The organism is Bacillus sp. FSL K6-0255, assembly GCF_045040725.1.
GTDB classification, from domain to species: Bacteria; Bacillota; Bacilli; order Bacillales; family Bacillaceae; genus Bacillus; species Bacillus subtilis.
Genome location: NZ_CP150278.1, coordinates 3,996,436 through 4,018,291, shown reverse-complemented (window position 1 = coordinate 4,018,291; position 21,856 = coordinate 3,996,436). Strand labels below are relative to the sequence as shown.

Below are 21,856 nucleotides of genomic sequence, written 5' to 3'. Positions count from 1 at the left end.
AGATAGAGACTCTTTGGACAGCAAACTGGGATACGCACCATGTAGATGTTCCAGCTTAGATCCAATACAAGTTGCTGAAGGGGTGCAGAATGTGAATACAAACCAAGATAACGGAAATCAGCTCCAGCGGACAATGAAATCACGCCATTTGTTCATGATTTCATTGGGCGGAGTGATCGGAACCGGTTTCTTCCTTGGAACCGGGTTTACCATTAACCAGGCGGGACCGCTCGGCGCGGTTCTGTCCTATTTAGTGGGCGGCTTTATCATGTTTTTGACCATGCTCTGCTTAGGAGAGCTGGCAGTCGCCTTTCCTGTGTCGGGGTCCTTCCAGACCTATGCCACGAAATTTATCAGCCCGGCTTTCGGGTTTGCGTTCGGCTGGCTGTACTGGCTCGGCTGGGCGGTTACATGCGCCATTGAATTTTTATCAGCGGGGCAGCTGATGCAACGCTGGTTTCCGCATATAGACGTGTGGATCTGGTGTCTGGTCTTTGCGGCACTGATGTTTATTTTAAATGCGATCACCACAAAAGCCTTTGCGGAATCTGAATTCTGGTTCTCAGGCATTAAAATTTTGATTATCCTTTTATTTATTATTCTCGGCGGAGCTGCCATGTTTGGCCTGATTGATCTGAAGGGCGGAGAGCAGGCGCCGTTTTTGACACATTTTTATGAAGACGGGTTATTTCCGAACGGCATAAAGGCAATGCTGATTACGATGATTACCGTGAACTTTGCGTTTCAGGGGACTGAGCTGATCGGGGTTGCAGCCGGAGAAAGTGAAGACCCTGAAAAAACGATTCCACGGTCAATCAAACAGACAGTATGGAGAACGCTTGTCTTCTTTGTGCTTTCAATCATTGTCATTGCCGGCATGATTCCGTGGAAACAGGCGGGTGTCGTGGAAAGTCCATTTGTTGCCGTATTTGAGCAAATCGGAATCCCATATGCAGCTGATATCATGAACTTTGTTATTTTAATCGCGCTGTTATCTGTTGCGAATTCAGGTTTATACGCATCGACACGTATTCTGTACGCGATGGCGAATGAAGGACAGGCCTTCAAAGCGCTCGGAAAAACAAATCAGCGCGGTGTACCGATGTACTCGTTAATCGTAACGATGGCTGTGGCCTGCCTATCACTTCTGACAAAGTTTGCGCAGGCTGAAACTGTATATATGGTACTGTTATCTTTGGCGGGTATGAGCGCGCAGGTCGGCTGGATTACGATCTCGCTTTCCCAAATCATGTTTAGACGCAAATATATCCGCGAAGGCGGGAAGATAGAAGATTTGAAATTTAAAACACCGCTGTACCCGGTGCTTCCGCTGATCGGCCTAACATTAAATACGGTCGTGCTCATCAGTCTTGCATTTGATCCGGAGCAGCGTATCGCGCTGTATTGCGGCGTACCATTTATGGTCATTTGCTACATCATTTATCATGTTGTCATTAAAAAACGCCAGCAGGCGAATCGTCAGCTAGAGCTTTAAAATGTTGTCCGTAAGTCATCTTTGTTAGAACCCGCATAGGACATTATCTTAAATGTTGAGGTGGAATCACAGATGGATAAAACGATTTCGGTTATTGGAATGCCAATGGATTTAGGACAAGCACGACGCGGAGTAGATATGGGCCCGAGTGCCATCCGGTACGCTCATCTGATCGAGAGGCTGTCAGACATGGGGTATACGGTTGAAGATCTCGGTGACATTCCGATCAACCGCGAAAAAATCAAAAATGACGAGGAACTGAAAAATCTGAATTCCGTTTTGGCGGGAAATGAAAAACTCGCGCAAAAGGTCAACAAAGTCATTGAAGAGAAAAAATTCCCGCTTGTCCTGGGCGGTGACCACAGTATTGCGATCGGCACGCTTGCAGGCACAGCGAAGCATTACGATAATCTCGGCGTCATCTGGTATGACGCGCACGGCGATTTGAATACACTTGAAACTTCACCATCGGGCAATATTCACGGCATGCCGCTCGCGGTCAGCCTCGGCATTGGCCACGAGTCACTGGTTAACCTTGAAGGCTACGCGCCTAAAATCAAACCGGAAAACGTCGTCATCATTGGCGCCCGGTCACTTGATGAAGGGGAGCGCAAGTACATTAAGGAAAGCGGCATGAAGGTGTACACAATGCACGAAATCGACCGTCTTGGCATGACAAAGGTCATTGAAGAAACCCTTGATTATTTATCAGCATGTGATGGCGTCCATCTGAGCCTTGATCTGGACGGACTTGATCCGAACGACGCACCGGGTGTCGGAACCCCTGTCGTCGGCGGCATCAGCTACCGGGAGAGCCATCTTGCTATGGAAATGCTGTATGACGCAGGCATCATTACCTCAGCCGAATTCGTTGAGGTAAACCCGATCCTTGATCACAAAAACAAAACAGGTAAAACAGCAGTAGAGCTCGTAGAATCTCTGCTAGGGAAGAAGCTCCTGTAATAAGAAAACCCCCGCACCCGCGGGGGGTTCAGCGTGTCGACAAACCCTCGCATTCGTTGTCAGGCCTGCGCTTCGGTGCTCACGAATTCCAAACATTCGCTGCGCTCTAATGCTCGTTCTTCCTAGACTTCAAGGGTTTTCAATCACGCTGAAAAGATGAAAGAATCCTAAAACTACAAACCGTTTTAGGATTCTTTCGTTAAATTGAACCCCCGCACCCGCGGGGGTTTTTCATTTATCCAATCATTTTCTCAGCGACTTTCATTTCCTGTGAATGGGTTTGATGGTCTGCAATAAACCAACCTGATAAAATCACCGCTGCGACGCCTGCGCCAATCAGAAATCTTTTCATTTATATAACCTCCGTTCGTTTAATCAGTTCTTCAATCTGTAATGCTTCATAAAAAAAGTGGGCAGCTTCTTTGTAAAGCTCAAGTTCCCTATACCGTTCGCCAGCCAAAATGGAAAGTTCTCTTACACTGTCATACTCTTTCTCGGACAACAAGTCATCCATATGTTGTTTGCATAAGTGAAACGTTTCCGCATGACCCCCTTCTGCATAAATGGCATATAAAATGTCTATTTTTGCCTCACATATTCTATTCGGCTCAGCAGTCAATTTTTCCTTCACGTCTTGGTAATAAGATAAGGCCTGTTCTTTCTTTTTGATCTTAAACAGCTCTCGTATCAGCAAGTAGGCAGAATGATAATAATAGGCGGAGCGGGCATACTCATCGTTCCGTAGAGCCTCCTCTAATTTCGAAACCGCTTCTTCTGATTTGCCGCTTTGCGCATGAAGAAGGCCGAAGTTATGCAAAAGCTGGGCTTCAAAAAAATGATCCTCTAATTCACTCGTGATCCGAATTGCTTCGTCCAAATAAGCCTCAGCTTCTTCAAACTGGCTCATCTCTGTAAAATTGCCTGACATGGTAATCAGGGCTGAAGCCAGCTTCTTTTTATAATCAGTTTCTTCCCTGAACGTTTTGACCGCTTGCCGTGTATGATTGAGGGACACAATATTTTGTCCCAGCTTATAATAGAGCTTTCCGACCTTCAGGTGAAATTCAGCTTTCTCAATCGGATCGGGAATGTTGTCGAGATACTGCTCTGCATCTTTATACAGCCCAATGGCAATGTCATAATTATTTTTATAGGCCTCATACATGCCTTCAAACAGAAAAAAGTAATATTTCAGCATGTCAGACGTAGCATTCATATGAGAAGGCTCCTCATGCTGAAAGCCCTGTCCTCTCGCCTCGTGAAGCAAAACCTTGTGGCGCAGTTCCAATAAGGAGAAGTAGGCAAGCACCTCCTGATCCTCTTCCATGTCATCCAATAAAGGCTTCACTTCTTCAAATAAACGGGAGGATTCTTCAACTTCATGTTTCTTGATGGCAAGGTACCAATCGTTGAGCATGCTAGCGATTTCTGCGGGTGCGATCTTATTCATGTGAAACTCCTTTCTCTAGTGACTTATCAATCTCAGTTGCTTATTCTGATAGTAACACCTCTTTCTATTTTATGTAAAATCCTCTAGTCAATATATGAAGGAGAGATGATATGACAATTATGCTGAGCCCTATGCAGACAGAAGAATTTCGGTCTTATCTCACATACACAACAAAGCATTACGCGGAAGAAAAGGTAAAAGCGGGAACATGGCTGCCTGAAGATGCACAGCTTTTGTCTAAGCAGGCGTTTACTGATCTGCTTCCGAGAGGGCTGGAAACACCCCATCACCATTTGTGGAGCCTCAAGCTGAATGAAAAGGATACCGTTGGCTGGCTCTGGATACATGCTGAACCGGAGCATCCGCAGCAGGAAGCGTTTATTTATGATTTCGGGTTATATGAACCGTATCGGGGAAAGGGCTACGCAAAGCAAGCATTGGCGGCATTAGATCAAACGGCACGCAGCATGGGAATCCGCAAGCTGTCCCTTCATGTCTTTGCCCATAATCAGACGGCGCGAAAGCTATATGAGCAAACCGGATTTCAAGAAACAGACGTAGTGATGAGCAAGAAGCTTTAACGAAAAGGGCCTGATAAAGGCCTTTTTCTGTAAATGATTTCTAAAAATTCTGTAAATAACCTAGTTACTTTCCTTATTTTCCTAATATAATGTGGGTGAGGAAATTACCTTTCCTACACTCACAAGAAAAGAGGAGATGTAATGAAGTTGAAGAAACGAGTGTCGATGTTTTTGGTAGCGCTTACAATGTGTGGCGGCCTGTTTGTTTCTCCCGCCAAAGCCGTAAAGACCACAAATTATGCTGAAGAAATTGCCGCACTGCAGCCAGGCACGACACCGGAAGAAATCATGAAATCTGCCAGCCAGATTGCCAAACAGCAGCACGTAAAGCAGGACGTTATCCTAAAACAGTTCTATAAGGAAATCACGGCTGATAAAGCAGAAGGAGACCGGCTCGCCAAGGAAAGCGGCATGTCTATCATGGGCGGGTCGTCCGGCACGAAAAAACTCCCGACAAGCGCGAAAGGCAATATCTATTACACGAACTCCTACACAGCCTACTACAATCATGGCCACGTCGGCATGTACTCCGCTGCTGACAAAATTGTTGAATCTGTCCCGGGCGACGGCGTCAGGCAGATCGCTTATAATGCCAGAGACGTGGAAGACAACTCCATTGTGCAAACCGTCAGCGTATCCTCATCTCAAAAAACAGCTGCTGCCGACTGGGCGGTATCAAAAGTCGGCGACCCATACTCATTTAACTTCGTCAATAACAGAAATACCGGCCATGACGGCGCCAAAAACTGTTCAAAGCTCCTATGGTCTGCCTTTTTGCTAAAAGCAGGGATTGATATAGACAGCAACGGAGGCTTAGGCGTGTATCCGCGCGACATCACAAGTTCTTCGTATACGACAACTATCATGACCATTTACTAAGGAGAAGGCTATGAAAAAGTGGATGATTACCATCGCCATGCTGATTCTCGCAGGAATCGCACTATTTGTCTTCATTTCTCCTCTCAAAAGCCATAAAACCGTAAGTCAGCAGGATCTCAGAAACCCCGATTTCCTGGATGACAAAGAAGTCCTGCTGTATTTTTCATCCTCTGCAGATCAAGATGCATTTGGCGGCGGGAAAAGCTACGCCCTGTTTATCAGCCAGGACGGGACGCTGTCTTCCTTTAAGATGAAGGGCCTTGAGCTGGGCTCAGCCGAGGTTCACGGCGACAGTGTGATGCTGGAGGACAAAAACAAAATTTATACGATCAAAAACGGTCTGCGCTCCCATAAAAGAACCTATCAGCACACAGGCGACAGCGCAGGCTTTCTGCAAAACACGGACGGCTTTTACACCTTATACAACTCCGGCTACGACAAAAAGAAAGAAGGATACCGCTCAGAGCTGTACCGCCAAATGGACGGAGAGTGGAAAAAAGACGTCATCCCCTACTACATCCGAGCCTCCGGTTTTCATGACGGCGCCATTTACGCACTCGTCCCGACAGCTGACGAAAAAGGCTATGAGCTCCTTCAGATTCAAGCGGATCAGAAGAAGCTCACTTATCACACGATAACGGAATGGCAGTACCGGGAAGGAGCCTCAGTCGAATCCCAGCTTGCCGTGGACGACCAAGCTGTGTATGTCATGGTTCGCGGCCAAAAAGCCCACAATCTCTATCAAATGGTCAAGATTAACAAAAAAAGCGGCAAAGTAGAGCTGCATGACATCGCCGAATACAAAAACGACGAACAAACGATATACAGCTCCATGCCCTTCAGCTTTAAAAACAGCTTTTTCCCTTATGACGGGAACCTGTATTTCATTGACGGCTTCGGAAAGGTACACAAAATCGATGCCAAGACAGGAAAAACAAACATCGCCTTCACCCTTTCCCAGGACAAAATGAAAGCCGATTTCAAAGAAATCACCCAAAAAGGCAGCAGCCTCTATTTCTTCACATACACGTATAACAAGCCTGCCTACATTGAACAGTACAGTTTGAAAACCGGAAAGAAAATGAAAGAAAAAGAGATTAGGAAGGTAAAGGATGTCGTGACGCCGAAGAGTCATTTGAAGCTGTATGATGTTGAGGTGATGAAGGGGTTTTAAGGCAAGGAGGTTAGTATGGGAGCCATCGCCGTTTTATTTATCGTTTTTGGTTTTCCGATCGTCGCAGGTGTATTTGGTATAGCGGGTCATTTTTTATTTAAAAGATTTTGGGTGGCACCGCTCATCGTTCTTATCACGAGCTTGATATTGTTAGTTACGTTAGCTTCGGGGAATAGCTCATTCATATTTTGGGTTGTTATGTATACGGCAATTGCGTTAGTAACGAGTGTTGCCACATTATTTCTCAGGAAATTTTTTGAGTGATCTCTGTTTATGAAGAGACTGGTGTGAAGTCTCTTTTTTTGTTGAACCGAAGTTTGCAGAGGATTTTGGGTATGGTTTAGAAACGAATCCAAAGGAGGAATTACATGCAGACAAATCGGGTTATTCTTCTGGCAGTTATGATCTGCCTGGTTTCGGCCATTACTGTGTTCTTGTTAAATGGATGTAAAGTCGACTTCTTAGACATCGGCGGAACCATTATTGGATGCTTTCTTGGCATATTTGTTGTTGTAAGAATACAGAAAAAACAGTCGTGAAAAAGGGAAAGAGTCATGCCGAACCGAAGTCATGTTCAAGGACGGAGAGTCCAAACACATGAATGGGAGGAATGGCGTTGACAGGAAACAAAGCGGTTGTGTACAAAGGCAAAGGGACTGTAGCGGTGGAGGATATCGGTTATCCGGAGTTAATCTTGAGGGACGGGCCCGGCGTCCCGAAGGCGAATGTGAATCGAAAATGTGAGCATGGGGTTATTCTCAAAGTCATTACAACCAACATTTGCGGAAGCGACCAGCATATGGTCAGAGGCCGCACAACGGCGCCTGAAGGCTTGGTGCTCGGACATGAAATCACCGGAGAAGTCATTGAAACGGGGCGTGATGTCGAATTTATCAAAAAGGGCGATATCGTATCCGTTCCTTTCAATATTGCCTGCGGACGCTGTGTGATGTGCAAAACGCAGAAAACGCATGTGTGCCTGAATGTCAATCCGGACCGTCCGGGATCGGCTTACGGCTACGTCGATATGGGCGGCTGGGTCGGCGGCCAGTCTGAATATGTCATGGTGCCATACGCTGATTTTCAGCTTTTGGTATTCCCTGAGAAAGAACAGGCGTTAGAAAAGATTCTCGATTTGACCATGCTGTCGGACATATTCCCGACCGGCTTCCACGGAGCTTACACAGCGGGCGTGCAAACAGGTTCAACCGTTTATATCGCGGGAGCGGGGCCTGTCGGCTTAGCAGCCGCTCACTCCGCTCAGCTCCTAGGCGCCTCCACCGTGATTGTCGGCGATCTGAACGAAGACAGACTGGCACAGGCGAGAAGCTTCGGCTGTGAAACGGTCAACGTACAAAAACACGACCGCCTCGGCGAGCAAATTGAACAAATACTAGGTGAACCAACCGTTGATGCTGCAGTGGACTGTGTCGGCTTTGAAGCATCTGGGCACGGCAATCAAGGAGAAGCGCCAGCCGCCGTGCTGAACTCAATCATGGACGTCACCCAGGTCGGAGGCAGCCTTGGCATTCCAGGCTTATACGTGACCGAAGATCCCGGTGCAAAGGATGCGGACGCCAAAACAGGCTCATTAAAAATCCGCTTCGGACTCGGCTGGGCCAAAGCCCACACCTTCGTCACCGGACAAACGCCCGCCATGACATACAATCGCAATTTGATGAAAGCGATTCTGAGCGGCAGAGCGCAAATCGCAAAAGCCGTCAACGCCACCGTCATTTCTCTGGACGACGCGCCAAAAGGCTACAGCGACTTCGACAAAGGCGCAGCCAAAAAATTCGTCATCGACCCGCATGGGACATTGAAGTAAAAGAAAAAGCCGGACGTTCTCAGAACGCCGGCTTTATTGCTGGTAATCCGTTTCTTCAAAGCGATTTCCTGTTTCGTCTTGGACAATTAAGTCCCCTTCGATTTTGTCCAGTCCAATCAAAATATAAGGGTTTTTCTCATTTGCCGTAGGAGCAGGTTTTCGTTTCACAGTTACAATCGTTTCTTTAGGTGAGAATTTGACGTCTGACACTTCAAGCTTCTTATCTTTCTCGCTGCTTCCGAGAGACACAATAACCATTTTTCTCCCTTCTAAAATGGTGAAGACTTGATATCCTTTCACGTCATCATGCATTTGGAGATAATTAGCGTATATTTCTAAGTCTGGACTGCCTTCACCGATTCGATCCTTCTCCAACACCCAATAAGACGGCTGACACCCAGCAAGCAGCAACATGATCACAAAAAGCCAAACCCATCTAAAGCGCAAATGCAGACCTCCCCACACATCGGTTACATCCAAACTAACACACGAGCGAAATAGAGTCATCAACAGCTTGTTTGTCGAATTGTGGATAAAACTCAGCCCGAAGCACTACTAACATGTGAATAAATAGGTTATATTGAGAAGAGAACATTTGTAAAAATGGAAGAAAACATCGGAGGATTTGAACATGAAACAAGCGTATTATTCCTGTGAAGAACACATCGAAACGGTGCTGGATATGTACATAGACGACCACGAGCTGCCGCCCGAAATCAGAAAAATCGAACATACTAACAGTTTATCCACAGCCTGTGAATTATGTGGAGACCCCGCAGTATATATAGTGGGGAACGAATGATCTTACACAAAATACAGAAAAGATATCCACAATTGTGGACAACATATATGAATAACTTGTTTTTAAAGTGGGGATGACCTGTGAATATCAATATTGTGACAATCGGAAAACTAAAAGAAAAATACCTCAAGCAAGGCATTGAAGAATACACCAAACGACTTTCGGCCTACGCAAAAATCGACATCATCGAACTCCCGGACGAAAAAGCGCCGGAAAACCTAAGCGACCAGGACATGAAAATCATAAAAGACAAAGAAGGCGACCGCATCCTATCAAAAATCAGCCCCGACGCCCACGTCATCGCCCTCGCCATCGAAGGAAAAATGAAAACATCCGAAGAACTAGCCGATACAATAGATAAGCTGGCTACATATGGAAAAAGCAAAGTCACCTTCGTCATCGGCGGCTCACTCGGATTGAGCGACGCAGTGATGAAGCGAGCGGATGACAAGCTGTCGTTCTCGAAAATGACGTTTCCTCATCAGTTAATGCGGTTGATTTTGGTGGAGCAGATTTATCGGGCTTTTCGGATTAATCGTGGGGAACCTTATCATAAGTGAATGAGGTTTTTTAGCAAATAAGTTAAAAAGAATATTTCTAAATTAGGAATTATATTTCCATAATTCTAGCTGAGAAATTAGGTTGACATTCGTTCCTAATAAGTAAAATGTAATCACCCATAAAAGTATCAAATGATTAGGAACCTTTGATTACATAAATCTTTTCAGAATAGGGTTAGTCTTTAAATAAGTGATTTTTTTATGAAGTGTAATGTTTAATTTGTATAAAAGGTTGAGAAGGTTTCATAACACAAGAAAGGAGTGTATTTATGATTAAACCAGATTGGAATATCTTTAAAGCGAAATTTAGTGAGAACCCACAGAATAACTTTGAATGGTTATGTTACCTTTTATTTTGCGAAGAGTTCGGAAAAGAATTTGGTATTTTTAGGTATAAGAATCAATCTGGGATTGAGACAAATCCAGTTGATGTAGATGAAGAAGTTATAGGATGGCAAGCCAAATTTTATGAAACAACTTTGTCGGATCATAAAGGCGAACTAATTAAAACCTTAATTAAAAGCAAAAGAGACTATTCAGATTTAACAAAAATTATTTTTTATACAAATCAAGAATGGGGGCAAAGTCATAATCCTGAAAATCCTGAACAAAATGATCCCCAAGCAAAAGTTGATATTGAAAGTAAGGCTAAGGAGATTGATATCCAAATTGAATGGAGGACTGCAAGTTTCTTTGAGTCACCCTTTGTTACCATAAAAAATGGTTTAATCATTCAACATTTCTTTAGTTTTGAAAAGAGTATTGTTCAACTCTTATCGGAAAAACAAACCCATGCCGAGTCTATCTTAAAGGATATACAAACATCCATAAACTTCCATGGGAGAAAGATAGAAATAAATAGAAACGCCCTTCTTGAAAGGATAATAAGTGAAATCGAAAAAGAACAAGTATTGATGTTAACTGGTGCAGGTGGAATTGGAAAAACAGCGGTTATCAAAAGGCTATATGAAGATCAAAATACAAATACCCCTTTTTATATTTTTAAGGCAAGTGAGTTCGAAATAAATGATGTAAATAATTTGTTTGGCGGATATAGTTTGCAGGGTTTTATTGAAGCTCACAAAGAGGAAGAGAAAAAGTTAGTCGTAATTGACTCGGCGGAAAAGTTGTTAGATTTAGAAAACACAGACCCATTCAAAGAATTTGTCTCTGTTTTAATAAAAAATGAATGGAAATTTATATTTACAGCGAGAAGTAATTACTTGTCTGATTTGGACATGCAATTTATTGACCAATATCAAGTTAAACCCATCAAATTTTATATTGAAACTCTGAGCGAGGAAGAACTGATAGGCTGCTCTCAAGTTAATAATTTTAACTTACCAACCGATACGAGGCTGTTGGAGTTACTCAGAAACCCATTTTATTTAAACGAATATTTAAAGTTTTATAATAATGACGAAGTTATTAATTATCAAAACTTTAAAGAGAAACTATGGAATAAGTTAATAAAAAAATCAAAGCCAACCAGAGAGCAATGTTTTATGAAGATTGCATTTCAAAGAGCAAGTGAAGGTCAATTTTTTGTTTCTCCTAATTGTAATGAATCGACAATTAATTCCTTAGTGCACGATGGTATCTTGGGATATGAAACAGCAGGATACTTTATTACCCATGATATTTACGAAGAGTGGGCTTTGGAAAAAATTATTGAATCTGAATTTATTAGGCAAGAAAATCACCATGAATTCTTGAAGAAAATTGGGGAATCTCTGCCTATTCGGCGAAGTTTCAGAAAATGGGTGTCTGATAAGCTCTTAACCGAGGATGATTCCATTGAGAATTTTATAGAAGAAGTCATTGAGGATGAAAACATTCCCTATTTCTGGAAGGATGAAGTTTTGGTATCAGTATTACTGTCGTCTTACTCGGATCACTTTATTAATTTATTTGAGGAAAAGTTACTTGAGAATAACCAAAAACTATTAAATAGAGCAACATTTTTATTAAGAATAGCATGTAAAGAAGTAGATGAAGATTATTTAAAAGGAGTAGGATTAGATAAATACTCTATCTCTTATATGCAGTATATATTCACCAAACCAAAAGGAAAAGGATGGGAAAGTATAATTAAACTAATTTACAAAAATAAAGACAAAATTGAGGTAGAAAAACTTAACTTTATATTGCCGATAATAAATGAATGGAATAATAAATTTAAAAGCGGCGAAACGACAAAGTTATCAGCTTTAATTGCCTTAGAATATTACCAAGTAATCGTTAAGGAAGACATTTACCTTTCAAGAGGAGAAGGTATTGAGGAGAAACTTATTCAAACAATTTTATATGGAGCTGCCGAAATAAAGGAGGAACTTACTACCATTTTTGATAAAATAATTAAAAATGAGTGGAGGAATTATAGAGATCCTTATTATAACTTAGTAAATGCTATTTTATCGAAAGTGGGCGAAAATCAGGAGATTCTTAAGTCACTTCCTAATTATGTATTAAGCCTAGCAGATTTATACTGGTTCAATCCACAGGAAAAACGTCATCCGTTTCATTATAGTGTTGGCGTCGAAGGTGATTTCTGTATTGATGAGAATCAGAGGGATTATTACCCTCCAAGTGCATTTCAAACACCTATTTATTGGTTGCTTAAATATTCACTTAAAGAAACCGTTGATTTCTTGCTAAGGTTTATAAATAAAACAGTTGAATGCTATGTAAACTCAGATTTAGATAAATCTGAAGTTAAAGAAGTAGAAGTTGTTACCGACTCCCATGTAGTAAAACAATATATAAGTACCAGACTTTGGAACACATATAGGGGAACTCAAGTTTCACCTAATGTTTTTCAATCCATTCATATGGCGTTAGAAAAGTTCCTTCTTGAAACAGCAAAAAATACTGACTCTAAAATACTTGAAAGTAACCTTTTATACTTAATCAAAAACTCAAATTCTTCTTCATTGACAGCAATAGTGGTAAGTGTAGTTTTAGCCTACCCCGAAAAAACTTTTAATATTGCTAAGGTTTTATTTCAAACAAAAGAATTCTTTTTTTATGACAGCAGGAGAATGATACTTGAACACTATGCAAAAAGTCAGTACTTGATTGGAGCTGGATTGATACCTAAAAATAAAATTTATAAAGATGAGAGAATTAAATCGTGTAATGACAGCCATAGAAAAAAAACACTTGAGAATCTCGCTCTAATGTATCAATTATTTAAGGGTGAAGCTGTAACTGATGAGGAAGCAGAAAAAAGGCAAAAGGCTATATGGGCTATTTTTGATCAGTATTATAGGGAAAGTACAGACGATTCTGGGGAAGACTTTAAAACATGGAGACTTTTTCTTGCTCGAATGGACAGGAGAAAAATGAATCCTACTTTTGAAGAAGTCGATGAAGGATTGCAGATAAATCTTAATCCAGAAGTCGATCCTGGCTTAAAGGAGTATAGTGAAGTAGCTCTCCAAGAGAGTTCTGAAGCAATGAAATACCTTTCATTAAAACTGTGGGCTGACTATAAAGTCAAAAATGATGAGAAGTACAAAGAGTATACTAAATATGAAGAGAATCCAAAACAGGCGTTGAAGGAAGTTAAGCAAATTCTTGAAAAATTAAAAAAGAGTGATGTTGAATTTCAACTTTCTAATAAGGCGATTCCTGCTCATGTTTGCACTGTTTTAGTACGGGATTATTTTGAGGAACTTTCAAAATCTGAAAAGGAACTTTGTAAAGATTTAATTTTAACATTTGCATCTTCATCTTTCAGACCGAATTATATGTATCAGATATGGGATGGTGTTGAAGCGGCGATATCAGTATTGCCCCTTATATTAGAGAAGTTTCCTGAAGAAAAAGAATATATAAAAGGCATTCTGTTATTAACTTTGTTCGATTCCCATTCAATAGGAATGTATAAAAAATTTTCCGATTACTCAGCTGAGACAATCTTAAATAATTTGTGGGACATTAGTTATGATGATGCACAATCTCTACTCCTTGGGTTCCTATACTTAAAGCCAAAATATGATGAAATGCGAGAGAGTATGAGACAAGAACACCCTAAGCAAAATAAATATAAGCTATATGAGAATGAGTTAATCGAGACATTCATAAGAGAGTATGAAAAAGATATAGAGAGGGTCATAACAAATTCAATTACTTTAGATGAAATAAAATATATAAAAAATATAAACTTATGTATCTTAAGAACAGCTTTTCAATTAATTCCATTAAATAATTATGATGAATCTCATAAAATAATTACTCAACATATTATAACTGCTTTTGCAGAAAAATTATTATCGAATGATAGAGAAGATATAGTTGATTACGAAGTGAGCCATGATTTCTTAAGGAAATTCTCTAGGATTGTTTTAACATCACATAGGGATGATGTTTCTTTGTTTCTACAACCGTTTATTGAAAGCTTTAATAACAATGAACCTATGGCAGATTTATTTGAAGAATTCATCTTGGCAGAAGATATACTAAGAACTTATGATAACTTTTGGCTAGTATGGGACTTGTTTTATGACAAAGTCGCCCAGTTGTCAAAAGGTGAAAGTTATTATAATCAAAAAATCATTAAAAGTTATCTCTTTGCTTCGATACCATGGAATGAAGATGTATCTGAATGGCATGCGTTTAAAGATAATAATAAAAGATTTTTAAGTAAGGTTGCGAGAAGAATGGGGGAATCTCCATCTGTTTTATATTCAATAGCAAAATTACTAAATGGAGTTGGGCAAAAGTATCTGAATAATGGGATCACTTGGATTTCCAAACTCTTAATTGAAAACAATAATATATGGGCAGCGAAATTAGAAGAGAATACTACTTATCATTTAGAAAACTTGGTAAAAAGTTATATTTATAAGAATCGGGAAAGAATAAAAAGAGAAACAAAACTAAAACAAGAAGTTCTCGTAATATTAAACTTTTTAGTGGAGAAAGGATCAGTAGCTGGATACATGCTAAGAGAGAACGTTCTATAATAACTCTCGGTATTTTAATATTAATTTTAGAAAGAGCTTGGTTTTTACTGTCAGGCTCTCTCCTTTTATTTATAATTCTTTGTATCAATTGGATGCGCACAATGCAATTCACTTTACTAAAGTTAGAGGAGATCAATAGAAATTTAACTGATAGTGATTATTTAGTTCATGTGTTCTTAAAAAAGAAATGCCCTCTGCCCTTTAAATCATTTCCGGCTCCCATGCCCTTCTTTTTCATGTTAATAAGTAAACTTCATGGTAATCTTTTTGGGGGTTTGTTTGATAGCAAATCATTTCATTTTTCATTTTTTGTTCATACAAAATAGCACACTCTATATTTGTATTGGCATTTTATTTACGCATTTATGAATTAAAACGTTGCAGAAAATTGTAATTTACAGTGCTAAATGAGATAATGGAAAACCAAAAAAAGAGCCCAGAGAATAATCTCTGAACCCCGTATACCTCACTTCATATACCGATACTCCCGCAAACTCTCCAAAATCGCTACTTCCTGCAAAAGTTCCTCACCCACATTCGTTTCCTTCACTTTCTTCCGCTCAAGTTCTTTGTCCACTAATCGTTTGACCGTTAAGACGTCGGTTCCGGTGCTTAGGACTTCTGCCTTGGAGTTGAAGTGTTTATGGGCGACGAGCTGCATGCCGTAGGAGTTGTATAGCAGTGTGTAGCCGGCGATGCCTGTTGTGGATTGGTAGGCTTTGGAGAAGCCGCCGTCGATGACGATCATTTTTCCGTTTGCTTTGATTGGGTCTTCTCCTTCGATTTCTTTTACCGGTGTATGGCCGTTGATGATATGGCCATGATCTGGATTGAGGCCGAATTCTGCCAGGATGTTTCGGCAGGTTGCCTCGTCCTCGCGTAAATAATAATACGGGTTTTTCTTTTCTTTATGCGTTTCCTTCTCTTTAATGAAATACCGCTCAAATGTCGTCATGGCCCGTTTTCCGAAGAGAGAGGAGTATTCGCCTGTCCATAAATACCAGGCCATATCTGTCGCCAGGTCATCGGTTTCTTCCGGGTGGGCAAAGGCTTCCCGTAAGAATCGTTCAAATACATCGAGCAGCTCACGGCCCGCATACGGTTTATCCTCAATCATCATCGTTTCCATATTGCCGTTTTCATCGACAGGAATACAGCCGTGAATCAACAGGTTGCCGTTATATTTTAAATAAAGGCTGCCTTTTTTCATCATAAAATTCATATGACGGCCCAGCTTTTCGGAATGCTGGACAGAGAACAGCAGCTTGTCTATGACTTCTGTTTCTTCTTCTAATAGCTGATCTGGCTGCTCCGGATTAATCGTCGCAAAGCAGGTGTTTTCCAATTGATATGTTTTTCCGTTTAGCGTGATTTCGTTTTTGTCATAATCTATTTTCTCTAATAACAGCCGCTCTTCCATATTAAAGTTCGGCCGTCTCTTGATAATCGGACTCTCAAGCTTGAATTGGATCATCGCAATCGCTTGATGGATTTTTGTGATTTGCTTAATCTCATCCTCTGGCCTGTTGTCGTCTGCTTTTGGACGGAACGCTGGATTATCATCGTAATATTTTTCGGCCAGGTTCAGCAGCGGTCTCAGGTTGATGCCGTACACGTCTTCAATAATATCCAAGTTATCGTAGCGGGCACAGATGCGGATAATATTGGCCAAGCACACTTTGGACCCGGCATAGGCTCCGATCCAAAGGACATCGTGATTTCCCCACTGAATATCGACAGAATGATAGTTGATCAGTTCTTCCATAATCCTATCCGGCTGCGGGCCGCGGTCGTAAATATCGCCGACCACATGCAGATGGTCGACCACCAGCCGCTGAACGCTGTAAGCAAGGCCGGTGATCAGCTTATCGGCTTGGCCAAGCTCAATGATCTGATCAATGATTTCGGAGTAATATTGCTCCTTGTTGCCTGCTTGTTCTGTTTTGTATAGCAGCTCCTCCGTAATATAAGCAAACTGAGTAGGCAGTGCTTTGCGCAGTTTGGAGCGGGTATACTTGGAGGAGCAATATGAAACGAGCTTAATCATTCGGTTAATCGTTTCTTTATACCACTCGTTTAATGCTGCTTTCGCATCAAAGTCATGTTTGATTAACTTCAGTTTGTCTTCCGGATAATAGACCAGTGCTGCTAATTCATCGATTTCTCTATCGTAAATGACACCGCTGAAAATGTCGCGTATCTTCTCTTTGACTCGTCCTGAACCATTGCGCAGCACGTGCTGGAATGCCTGATACTCCCCGTGCAAATCACTGACAAAATGCTCGGTGCCCTTTGGCAGGTTCAATATCGCTTTCAAATTAATGATTTCTGTTACCACTTTTTCTTCACAATCGTATTTTTGCGCGAGTAGATCTAGGTACTTGCTTTCCAAAATCGTCCATCCCCTTTTTAGAATAAACCCCTATATATGATCATGTGCATGATAAGGTGCATTTAAAAGTATGTCATTGTTTTTCATCATTGGACCTTTATATGATAGTACCGCATAACTGCTTTTATAGACAATTGAAACGAGTGAAAGATTAAGGCAGCTAGAGCTGAAAAACCTTTCAGCAGAATTTACGGAGGAGGTTATTTAGTCAAGGGCTTAGGCTAAAAGGTTCAGTATCCTCCTTATTGTTGTTATCAATATGCATTGATATGGTATTGACGATCCATTTATTTAGCTTGTTGTCAGTTATCTTGTAAGGAATTGCCTTGAGGAAACTGCCGTTGTTGTACATTGAGTGTTATATATTGTAAACTAGAGTAAAAGATATCCAGATTAATCATCGAAAAACATTTCTTACATTTCCAAACCGGAAACGAAAGAGGCACCTCGAAAATACAAATATTTCCTAGGAGTATGTATATGAATATAGCGAATTACACTTTAAAAGTGAAAGGCAAAACGTTACTTCAGGACACCAACTTGCATTTTTCGAGCGGGAAAATTAATCACGTTGTTGGAAAAAATGGAGTCGGTAAATCACAGCTTGCTAAAGACTTTTTGTTAAATAATAGCAAAAGAATCGGCAGAGATATTCGTCAAAATGTTTCTTTAATATCCAGCTCTTCGAATATACCTAATGATGTTTCTAAGGACTTTTTATTACACTTTTTGAGTAAAAAATTTGATGCAGAAATGATAGATAAAATCGCACATTTACTTAATCTGGATAATATTGATGGAAAAGTTCTGATCAAAAATTTGAGTGATGGACAAAAGCAAAAATTAAAATTGCTCAGTTTCTTATTAGAGGATAAAAATATTATTGTTTTAGATGAAATAACGAATTCATTAGACAAAAAAACGGTTATAGAGATTCATGGCTTCTTAAACAAGTATATTCAGGAGAACCCCGAGAAGATTATCATCAACATTACACATGATTTGTCTGATTTAAAGGCGATAGAAGGGGATTATTATATATTTAATCACCAAGAAATTCAACAATATCATTCAGTGGATAAATTAATTGAAGTGTATATAAATGAGTAATAAAACAGTGGGGGCTTGAGATGAAATTAGAGTTTAAAAAGAGTATTAGCAACAAAGTTATCATTATTTTAGGAGCAATGTTTGTATTTTTATTTTTGCTGGGTTATTTTTTACTTGTTGGAATTGATAAAGTCAGCAATGTTACACCTGAAATGTTTTTCTTTAGCTCCTATACTGTTGCGACCCAGTTTGGTTTGATGTTATTTTCATTTGTTATAGCTTTCTTTATTAATAGAGAGTATTCAAACAAAAATATTCTCTTTTACAAGTTAATTGGAGAGAACATCTATACTTTCTTTTATAAAAAGATAGCTGTTTTATTTTTGGAATGTTTTGCATTTATAACGCTAGGCCTGCTAATCATATCGTTGATGTACCATGATTTTTCGCATTTTGCATTATTACTTTTTTTATTTTCTGCAGTTATACTGCAGTATATTCTAATTATCGGAACTATAAGCATGTTATGTCCTAATATATTAATTAGTATAGGTGTCAGTATCGTTTATTGGATGACTTCTGTTATCTTAGTAGCTATAAGCAATAAAACGTTTGGTTTCATTGCTCCTTTTGAGGCAGGTAACACTATGTATCCCCGAATAGAAAGAGTGCTGCAATCTGATAACATGACACTTGGGAGTAATGATGTTTTATTTATTATTTTGTATTTAGTTTCAATTATTATCATAAATGCGATTATCCTTCGCTTTTCTAAAACTAGATGGATCAAAATGGGCATTTAATAAAGGAAGCTACTTCACTGTGAAGTAGCTTTTTTTGAACATAATATTTGGTGGAGAATTATTAAAAGAAATCCTATTAGATACCGAATTTCACAATAAAAAACTATTAGCCTGCACCACAAACTGCGACTGCTTATAATTATACGAAATCTTCGAGTAATCAAACGGCTGCCCATTTGTCAGGTGAAAAATACTTTCTATATACAGCTTCGGCAGTCCAGCCTCTAATCCCAAATATTCCGCTTCCTCCTCATTAAGCTGGTCCACGTGCAGAAACAAATCAGAAAAACCAATCTTCAACCCCAGTCCTTCCCGGATGTAATGGAAGATGGAGTGGGAAACGATTTCGTTGTTTAAATACGTCACGATGGATTTGTTGTAATAGGATTCTTCGTAGCAAAGGGTCTGGCCGTTGATATAGCGGACCCTTTTGACATAGTAGGTGTCCTCGTCCATTTCGATGTTCAGGTTTTCCGCCGCTTCAGGTGTCGGCTTTCTCACGTCCAGTTCGATGACTTTTGAGGTGACGTTGAAATCCTCGAGATCTTTTTTAAATCCCTGATTCGACAGAAGGCTGATATAGCCTTTTCGTTTATGTTTTCTGACGAAAATGCCGCTTCCTCTGACTTGAAAGATCGCGCCTTTTTGCTCTAATAGCTCGAGGGACTTTGTGATTGTGCTTTTGCTGACTTCAAACTGGGCCATGAGGGTTTCCAGGACTGGCAGTTTGTCTCCCTGCTGAAGCTGGTGTTCTTCTATATATGTTTCAATTTCCGCTGCGATTTGCTGGTATTTTAACATACGCATTCCTCATTTATTCGTTTAATTTCACTTGTCAAAATTATAGCATAAACCGCTTACAATTATAGTTAGTCCGTAAATATTTTGTTTCGGTATTGATAAATTATACCGGTACAATTATAATGAAAGCGCAACCAAAACAAAGGGGTGGGTGAAAATGTCGGGGAAAGTGAGAGATTATACGAAACTAGCAAAAGACATTTTAGAGGCCGTAGGCGGGGAAGAGAATGTGATTGGGGCTTCTCGCTGCGCTACCAGACTTCGATTGGTGCAGAAGCGGTCTACCCCTAAAGCGAAGGAAATCGTGAAATCGATGCCACCATCCCGGGTCATTACGGTTGTCAAAGCATGCGATTGGCCTGCGTTCAGCGTCGAATTGCTTGCGCACATCGGGCTGGATAGAGTGACATTAGGCGACACGTCTTTTTCTTGAAGGTAAAAGAAGGCGATACCGTCAAAAAAGGCGAAGTGCTTGTTGAGTTTGATAAATCTTTCATTGAAGAGATTGAGGAAAGTGCATTACATCAAAAAATATTTACAGTCGTAAGCTGAGGAGGAATTAAACATGGGAAACATGTCAAAGGATTTTTTATGGGGCGGTGCTTTAGCTGCCCACCAATTTGAAGGCGGATGGAATCAAGGCGGTAAAGGGCCGAGTGTCGTCGATGTGATGACAGCGGGTGCGCACGGCGTGCCGAGAAAAATCACTGACACGATTGAAGAAAACGAATTTTATCCGAACCATGAAGCCATTGATTTCTATCACCGATACAAGGAAGATATCGCTTTGTTTGCAGAAATGGGATTAAAATGCCTGCGGACGTCCATCGGCTGGAGCCGGATTTTTCCGAAAGGCGATGAGGCTGAACCGAACGAAGCTGGTTTGCAGTTTTATGATGATGTGTTTGATGAATTGCTGAAGCATGGGATCGAGCCGGTCATTACCCTGTCTCACTTTGAAATGCCGCTGCACCTGGCAAGAGAATATGGCGGCTTCAGAAACCGGAAAGTCGTGGACTTCTTCGTCAACTTCGCAGAGGCTTGCTTTACCCGTTACAAAGATAAAGTGAAGTACTGGATGACATTTAACGAGATTAACAACCAAATGGATGTAAACAATCCGTTGTTCTTATGGACGAATTCAGGTGTTGTGGTTGGCGAAAACGAAAACGCCAAGGAGGTCATGTATCAAACGGCACACCACGAACTAGTGGCGAGCGCATTAGCAGTGGCAAAAGGAAAAGACATCAATCCAGAGTTCCAGATCGGGGCCATGGTATCACACGTGCCGATTTATCCTTTCTCCTCCAATCCTAAAGATGTGATGCTGGCTGAAGAAGAAATGAGGCAGCGCTATTTCTTCCCTGATGTGCAAGTTCGCGGTTATTATCCAAGCTACGCGTTGAAGGAATTTGAGCGAGAAGGCTACAATATCACATTCGAAGATGGCGATGATGAGATTTTAAGAAACGGAACCGTCGATTACTTAGGCTTCAGCTATTACATGTCAACAACTGTGAAAAGCGATGTGAAAAATGATAACACTGGCGATATTGTAAATGGCGGCTTGCCGAATGGTGTCGAAAATCCGTACATCACTTCGAGTGACTGGGGATGGGCGATTGATCCAACCGGGCTGAGATATACGTTAAATCGTTTTTATGACCGATACCAAATCCCGTTATTCATCGTTGAAAATGGCTTTGGCGCAGTGGATACGCTGGAGGAGGACGGCAAGGTTCATGATCCGGAACGCATTCAATATTTAAAATCGCATATTGAAGCATTGAAAAAAGCGGTCACGTACGATGGTGTTGATTTAATTGGCTACACGCCGTGGGGCATTATTGATATTGTCTCCTTCACAACTGGCGAAATGAAAAAACGCTACGGCATGATCTATGTTGATCGTGACAATGAAGGAAACGGATCCATGAAGCGGTATAAGAAAGATTCCTTTGAGTGGTACAAAAATGTCATTCAAACGAACGGCGAGGAACTATAAGAAGCTGGCCCGAATCGAGCACGTTTACCGTAGTGCCTGGTTCGGGTTTTTCTGTAGAAAAAGAAAAATCCGCTATCCTGCCAATCTGGCAATATAGCGGATT

General features: G+C 40.8%; 20 protein-coding genes and 1 pseudogene. 16 read left to right on the top strand and 5 right to left on the bottom strand.

Annotated elements, in window-relative coordinates:
* Nucleotides 1-91 precede the first annotated feature (91 nt).
* A complete protein-coding gene (locus MHB62_RS20845) occupies nucleotides 92-1,495 on the top strand; it encodes an amino acid permease (protein ID WP_014481465.1) in 1,404 nt (467 codons plus the stop codon).
* Between the two features lie 72 nt (nucleotides 1,496-1,567).
* The gene (rocF, locus tag MHB62_RS20840) at nucleotides 1,568-2,458 is read left to right on the top strand and encodes an arginase (RefSeq protein ID WP_003226959.1); all 891 of its coding nucleotides are present in this window, start codon (nucleotides 1,568-1,570) and stop codon (nucleotides 2,456-2,458) included.
* A 235-nt stretch (nucleotides 2,459-2,693) separates the two neighbouring features.
* On the opposite strand, the gene MHB62_RS20835 is transcribed toward rocF, so the two are convergent.
* Entirely contained in the window at nucleotides 2,694-2,810 is a 117-nt protein-coding gene (locus tag MHB62_RS20835; protein ID WP_003226961.1) for a Phr family secreted Rap phosphatase inhibitor, read from the bottom strand.
* Complete coding sequence (gene rapG, locus MHB62_RS20830) at nucleotides 2,811-3,908, bottom strand: response regulator aspartate phosphatase RapG (protein ID WP_017695778.1); 1,098 nt, start codon at nucleotides 3,906-3,908, stop codon at nucleotides 2,811-2,813.
* 110 nt (nucleotides 3,909-4,018) lie between these two features.
* Between rapG and MHB62_RS20825 the strand changes: the two genes are divergently transcribed.
* The 6 genes from MHB62_RS20825 to fdhA all read left to right on the top strand — a co-directional run bounded on the left by MHB62_RS20825 (nucleotide 4,019) and on the right by fdhA (nucleotide 8,370).
* On the top strand, nucleotides 4,019-4,489 hold the full coding sequence (locus MHB62_RS20825) for an N-acetyltransferase (RefSeq protein ID WP_019712622.1): 471 nt from the start codon (nucleotides 4,019-4,021) through the stop codon (nucleotides 4,487-4,489).
* Nucleotides 4,490-4,630: 141 nt separating this feature from the next.
* Nucleotides 4,631-5,368: a YiiX/YebB-like N1pC/P60 family cysteine hydrolase gene (locus MHB62_RS20820; protein ID WP_015715046.1), complete on the top strand. Its 738-nt coding sequence runs from the start codon at nucleotides 4,631-4,633 to the stop codon at nucleotides 5,366-5,368.
* Nucleotides 5,369-5,378: 10 nt separating this feature from the next.
* Complete coding sequence (locus tag MHB62_RS20815) at nucleotides 5,379-6,542, top strand: hypothetical protein (protein WP_032722791.1); 1,164 nt, start codon at nucleotides 5,379-5,381, stop codon at nucleotides 6,540-6,542.
* 15 nt (nucleotides 6,543-6,557) lie between these two features.
* On the top strand, nucleotides 6,558-6,806 hold the full coding sequence (locus MHB62_RS20810) for a DUF2651 family protein (protein ID WP_003243630.1): 249 nt from the start codon (nucleotides 6,558-6,560) through the stop codon (nucleotides 6,804-6,806).
* A 104-nt stretch (nucleotides 6,807-6,910) separates the two neighbouring features.
* Complete coding sequence (locus tag MHB62_RS20805; protein ID WP_003244248.1) at nucleotides 6,911-7,081, top strand: hypothetical protein; 171 nt, start codon at nucleotides 6,911-6,913, stop codon at nucleotides 7,079-7,081.
* 62 nt (nucleotides 7,082-7,143) lie between these two features.
* The gene (gene fdhA / locus MHB62_RS20800) at nucleotides 7,144-8,370 is read left to right on the top strand and encodes a formaldehyde dehydrogenase, glutathione-independent (RefSeq protein WP_080287639.1); all 1,227 of its coding nucleotides are present in this window, start codon (nucleotides 7,144-7,146) and stop codon (nucleotides 8,368-8,370) included.
* Between the two features lie 33 nt (nucleotides 8,371-8,403).
* Here fdhA and MHB62_RS20795 read toward each other — a convergent pair whose 3' ends face one another.
* Nucleotides 8,404-8,817 carry a hypothetical protein gene (locus tag MHB62_RS20795; RefSeq protein WP_017695771.1) on the bottom strand — a complete coding sequence of 138 codons (414 nt, stop codon included), beginning with the start codon at nucleotides 8,815-8,817 and terminating at the stop codon, nucleotides 8,404-8,406.
* A 184-nt stretch (nucleotides 8,818-9,001) separates the two neighbouring features.
* On the opposite strand from MHB62_RS20795, the gene MHB62_RS20790 reads away from it, so the two are divergent.
* From MHB62_RS20790 to avs4, 3 genes are all read left to right on the top strand, one after another.
* Complete coding sequence (locus MHB62_RS20790; RefSeq protein WP_003219122.1) at nucleotides 9,002-9,172, top strand: CxxH/CxxC protein; 171 nt, start codon at nucleotides 9,002-9,004, stop codon at nucleotides 9,170-9,172.
* Between the two features lie 80 nt (nucleotides 9,173-9,252).
* The gene (gene rlmH / locus MHB62_RS20785) at nucleotides 9,253-9,732 is read left to right on the top strand and encodes a 23S rRNA (pseudouridine(1915)-N(3))-methyltransferase RlmH (RefSeq protein ID WP_003326142.1); all 480 of its coding nucleotides are present in this window, start codon (nucleotides 9,253-9,255) and stop codon (nucleotides 9,730-9,732) included.
* Nucleotides 9,733-10,001: 269 nt separating this feature from the next.
* Nucleotides 10,002-14,702: an AVAST type 4 anti-phage nuclease Avs4 gene (gene avs4 / locus MHB62_RS20780; RefSeq protein WP_046664035.1), complete on the top strand. Its 4,701-nt coding sequence runs from the start codon at nucleotides 10,002-10,004 to the stop codon at nucleotides 14,700-14,702.
* Nucleotides 14,703-15,168: 466 nt separating this feature from the next.
* Here avs4 and fbp read toward each other — a convergent pair whose 3' ends face one another.
* Nucleotides 15,169-17,094, bottom strand: coding sequence for a fructose-1,6-bisphosphatase (gene fbp, locus MHB62_RS20775; protein ID WP_032722785.1), 1,926 nt, complete (start codon nucleotides 17,092-17,094; stop codon nucleotides 15,169-15,171).
* A gap of 480 nt (nucleotides 17,095-17,574) precedes the next feature.
* Here fbp and MHB62_RS20770 point away from each other — a divergent pair, with 480 nt between their 5' ends.
* On the top strand, nucleotides 17,575-18,204 hold the full coding sequence (locus MHB62_RS20770) for an ATP-binding cassette domain-containing protein (protein ID WP_032722784.1): 630 nt from the start codon (nucleotides 17,575-17,577) through the stop codon (nucleotides 18,202-18,204).
* A 20-nt stretch (nucleotides 18,205-18,224) separates the two neighbouring features.
* Nucleotides 18,225-18,947 (top strand): peptide ABC transporter permease, encoded by a 723-nt coding sequence (locus tag MHB62_RS20765; protein ID WP_014478516.1) that lies wholly within the window; start codon nucleotides 18,225-18,227, stop codon nucleotides 18,945-18,947.
* A gap of 90 nt (nucleotides 18,948-19,037) precedes the next feature.
* On the opposite strand, the gene MHB62_RS20760 is transcribed toward MHB62_RS20765, so the two are convergent.
* The gene (locus MHB62_RS20760; RefSeq protein ID WP_032722782.1) at nucleotides 19,038-19,748 is read right to left on the bottom strand and encodes a GntR family transcriptional regulator; all 711 of its coding nucleotides are present in this window, start codon (nucleotides 19,746-19,748) and stop codon (nucleotides 19,038-19,040) included.
* Nucleotides 19,749-19,905: 157 nt separating this feature from the next.
* Here MHB62_RS20760 and MHB62_RS20755 point away from each other — a divergent pair.
* From MHB62_RS20755 to bglA, 3 genes and pseudogenes are all read left to right on the top strand, one after another.
* Nucleotides 19,906-20,142, top strand: a pseudogene (locus MHB62_RS20755) (PTS transporter subunit EIIB); the annotation flags it as partial.
* Between the two features lie 35 nt (nucleotides 20,143-20,177).
* Entirely contained in the window at nucleotides 20,178-20,300 is a 123-nt protein-coding gene (locus tag MHB62_RS20750) for a hypothetical protein (RefSeq protein ID WP_250635614.1), read from the top strand.
* Nucleotides 20,301-20,313: 13 nt separating this feature from the next.
* Nucleotides 20,314-21,753, top strand: a complete 1,440-nt coding sequence (bglA, locus tag MHB62_RS20745) for a 6-phospho-beta-glucosidase BglA (protein WP_032722780.1) — start codon at nucleotides 20,314-20,316, stop codon at nucleotides 21,751-21,753.
* Nucleotides 21,754-21,856 lie beyond the last annotated feature (103 nt).

Coding starts and splice junctions, on each gene's coding strand:
- rocF (WP_003226959.1), top strand. CDS start 1,568: ATGGATAAAACGATTTCGGTTATTGGAATGCCAATGGATTTAGGACAA.
- MHB62_RS20835 (WP_003226961.1), bottom strand. CDS start 2,810: ATGAAAAGATTTCTGATTGGCGCAGGCGTCGCAGCGGTGATTTTATCA.
- rapG (WP_017695778.1), bottom strand. CDS start 3,908: ATGAATAAGATCGCACCCGCAGAAATCGCTAGCATGCTCAACGATTGG.
- MHB62_RS20825 (WP_019712622.1), top strand. CDS start 4,019: ATGACAATTATGCTGAGCCCTATGCAGACAGAAGAATTTCGGTCTTAT.
- MHB62_RS20820 (WP_015715046.1), top strand. CDS start 4,631: ATGAAGTTGAAGAAACGAGTGTCGATGTTTTTGGTAGCGCTTACAATG.
- MHB62_RS20815 (WP_032722791.1), top strand. CDS start 5,379: ATGAAAAAGTGGATGATTACCATCGCCATGCTGATTCTCGCAGGAATC.
- MHB62_RS20810 (WP_003243630.1), top strand. CDS start 6,558: ATGGGAGCCATCGCCGTTTTATTTATCGTTTTTGGTTTTCCGATCGTC.
- MHB62_RS20805 (WP_003244248.1), top strand. CDS start 6,911: ATGCAGACAAATCGGGTTATTCTTCTGGCAGTTATGATCTGCCTGGTT.
- fdhA (WP_080287639.1), top strand. CDS start 7,144: ATGGGAGGAATGGCGTTGACAGGAAACAAAGCGGTTGTGTACAAAGGC.
- MHB62_RS20790 (WP_003219122.1), top strand. CDS start 9,002: ATGAAACAAGCGTATTATTCCTGTGAAGAACACATCGAAACGGTGCTG.
- avs4 (WP_046664035.1), top strand. CDS start 10,002: ATGATTAAACCAGATTGGAATATCTTTAAAGCGAAATTTAGTGAGAAC.
- MHB62_RS20770 (WP_032722784.1), top strand. CDS start 17,575: ATGAATATAGCGAATTACACTTTAAAAGTGAAAGGCAAAACGTTACTT.
- MHB62_RS20765 (WP_014478516.1), top strand. CDS start 18,225: ATGAAATTAGAGTTTAAAAAGAGTATTAGCAACAAAGTTATCATTATT.
- MHB62_RS20760 (WP_032722782.1), bottom strand. CDS start 19,748: ATGTTAAAATACCAGCAAATCGCAGCGGAAATTGAAACATATATAGAA.
- bglA (WP_032722780.1), top strand. CDS start 20,314: ATGGGAAACATGTCAAAGGATTTTTTATGGGGCGGTGCTTTAGCTGCC.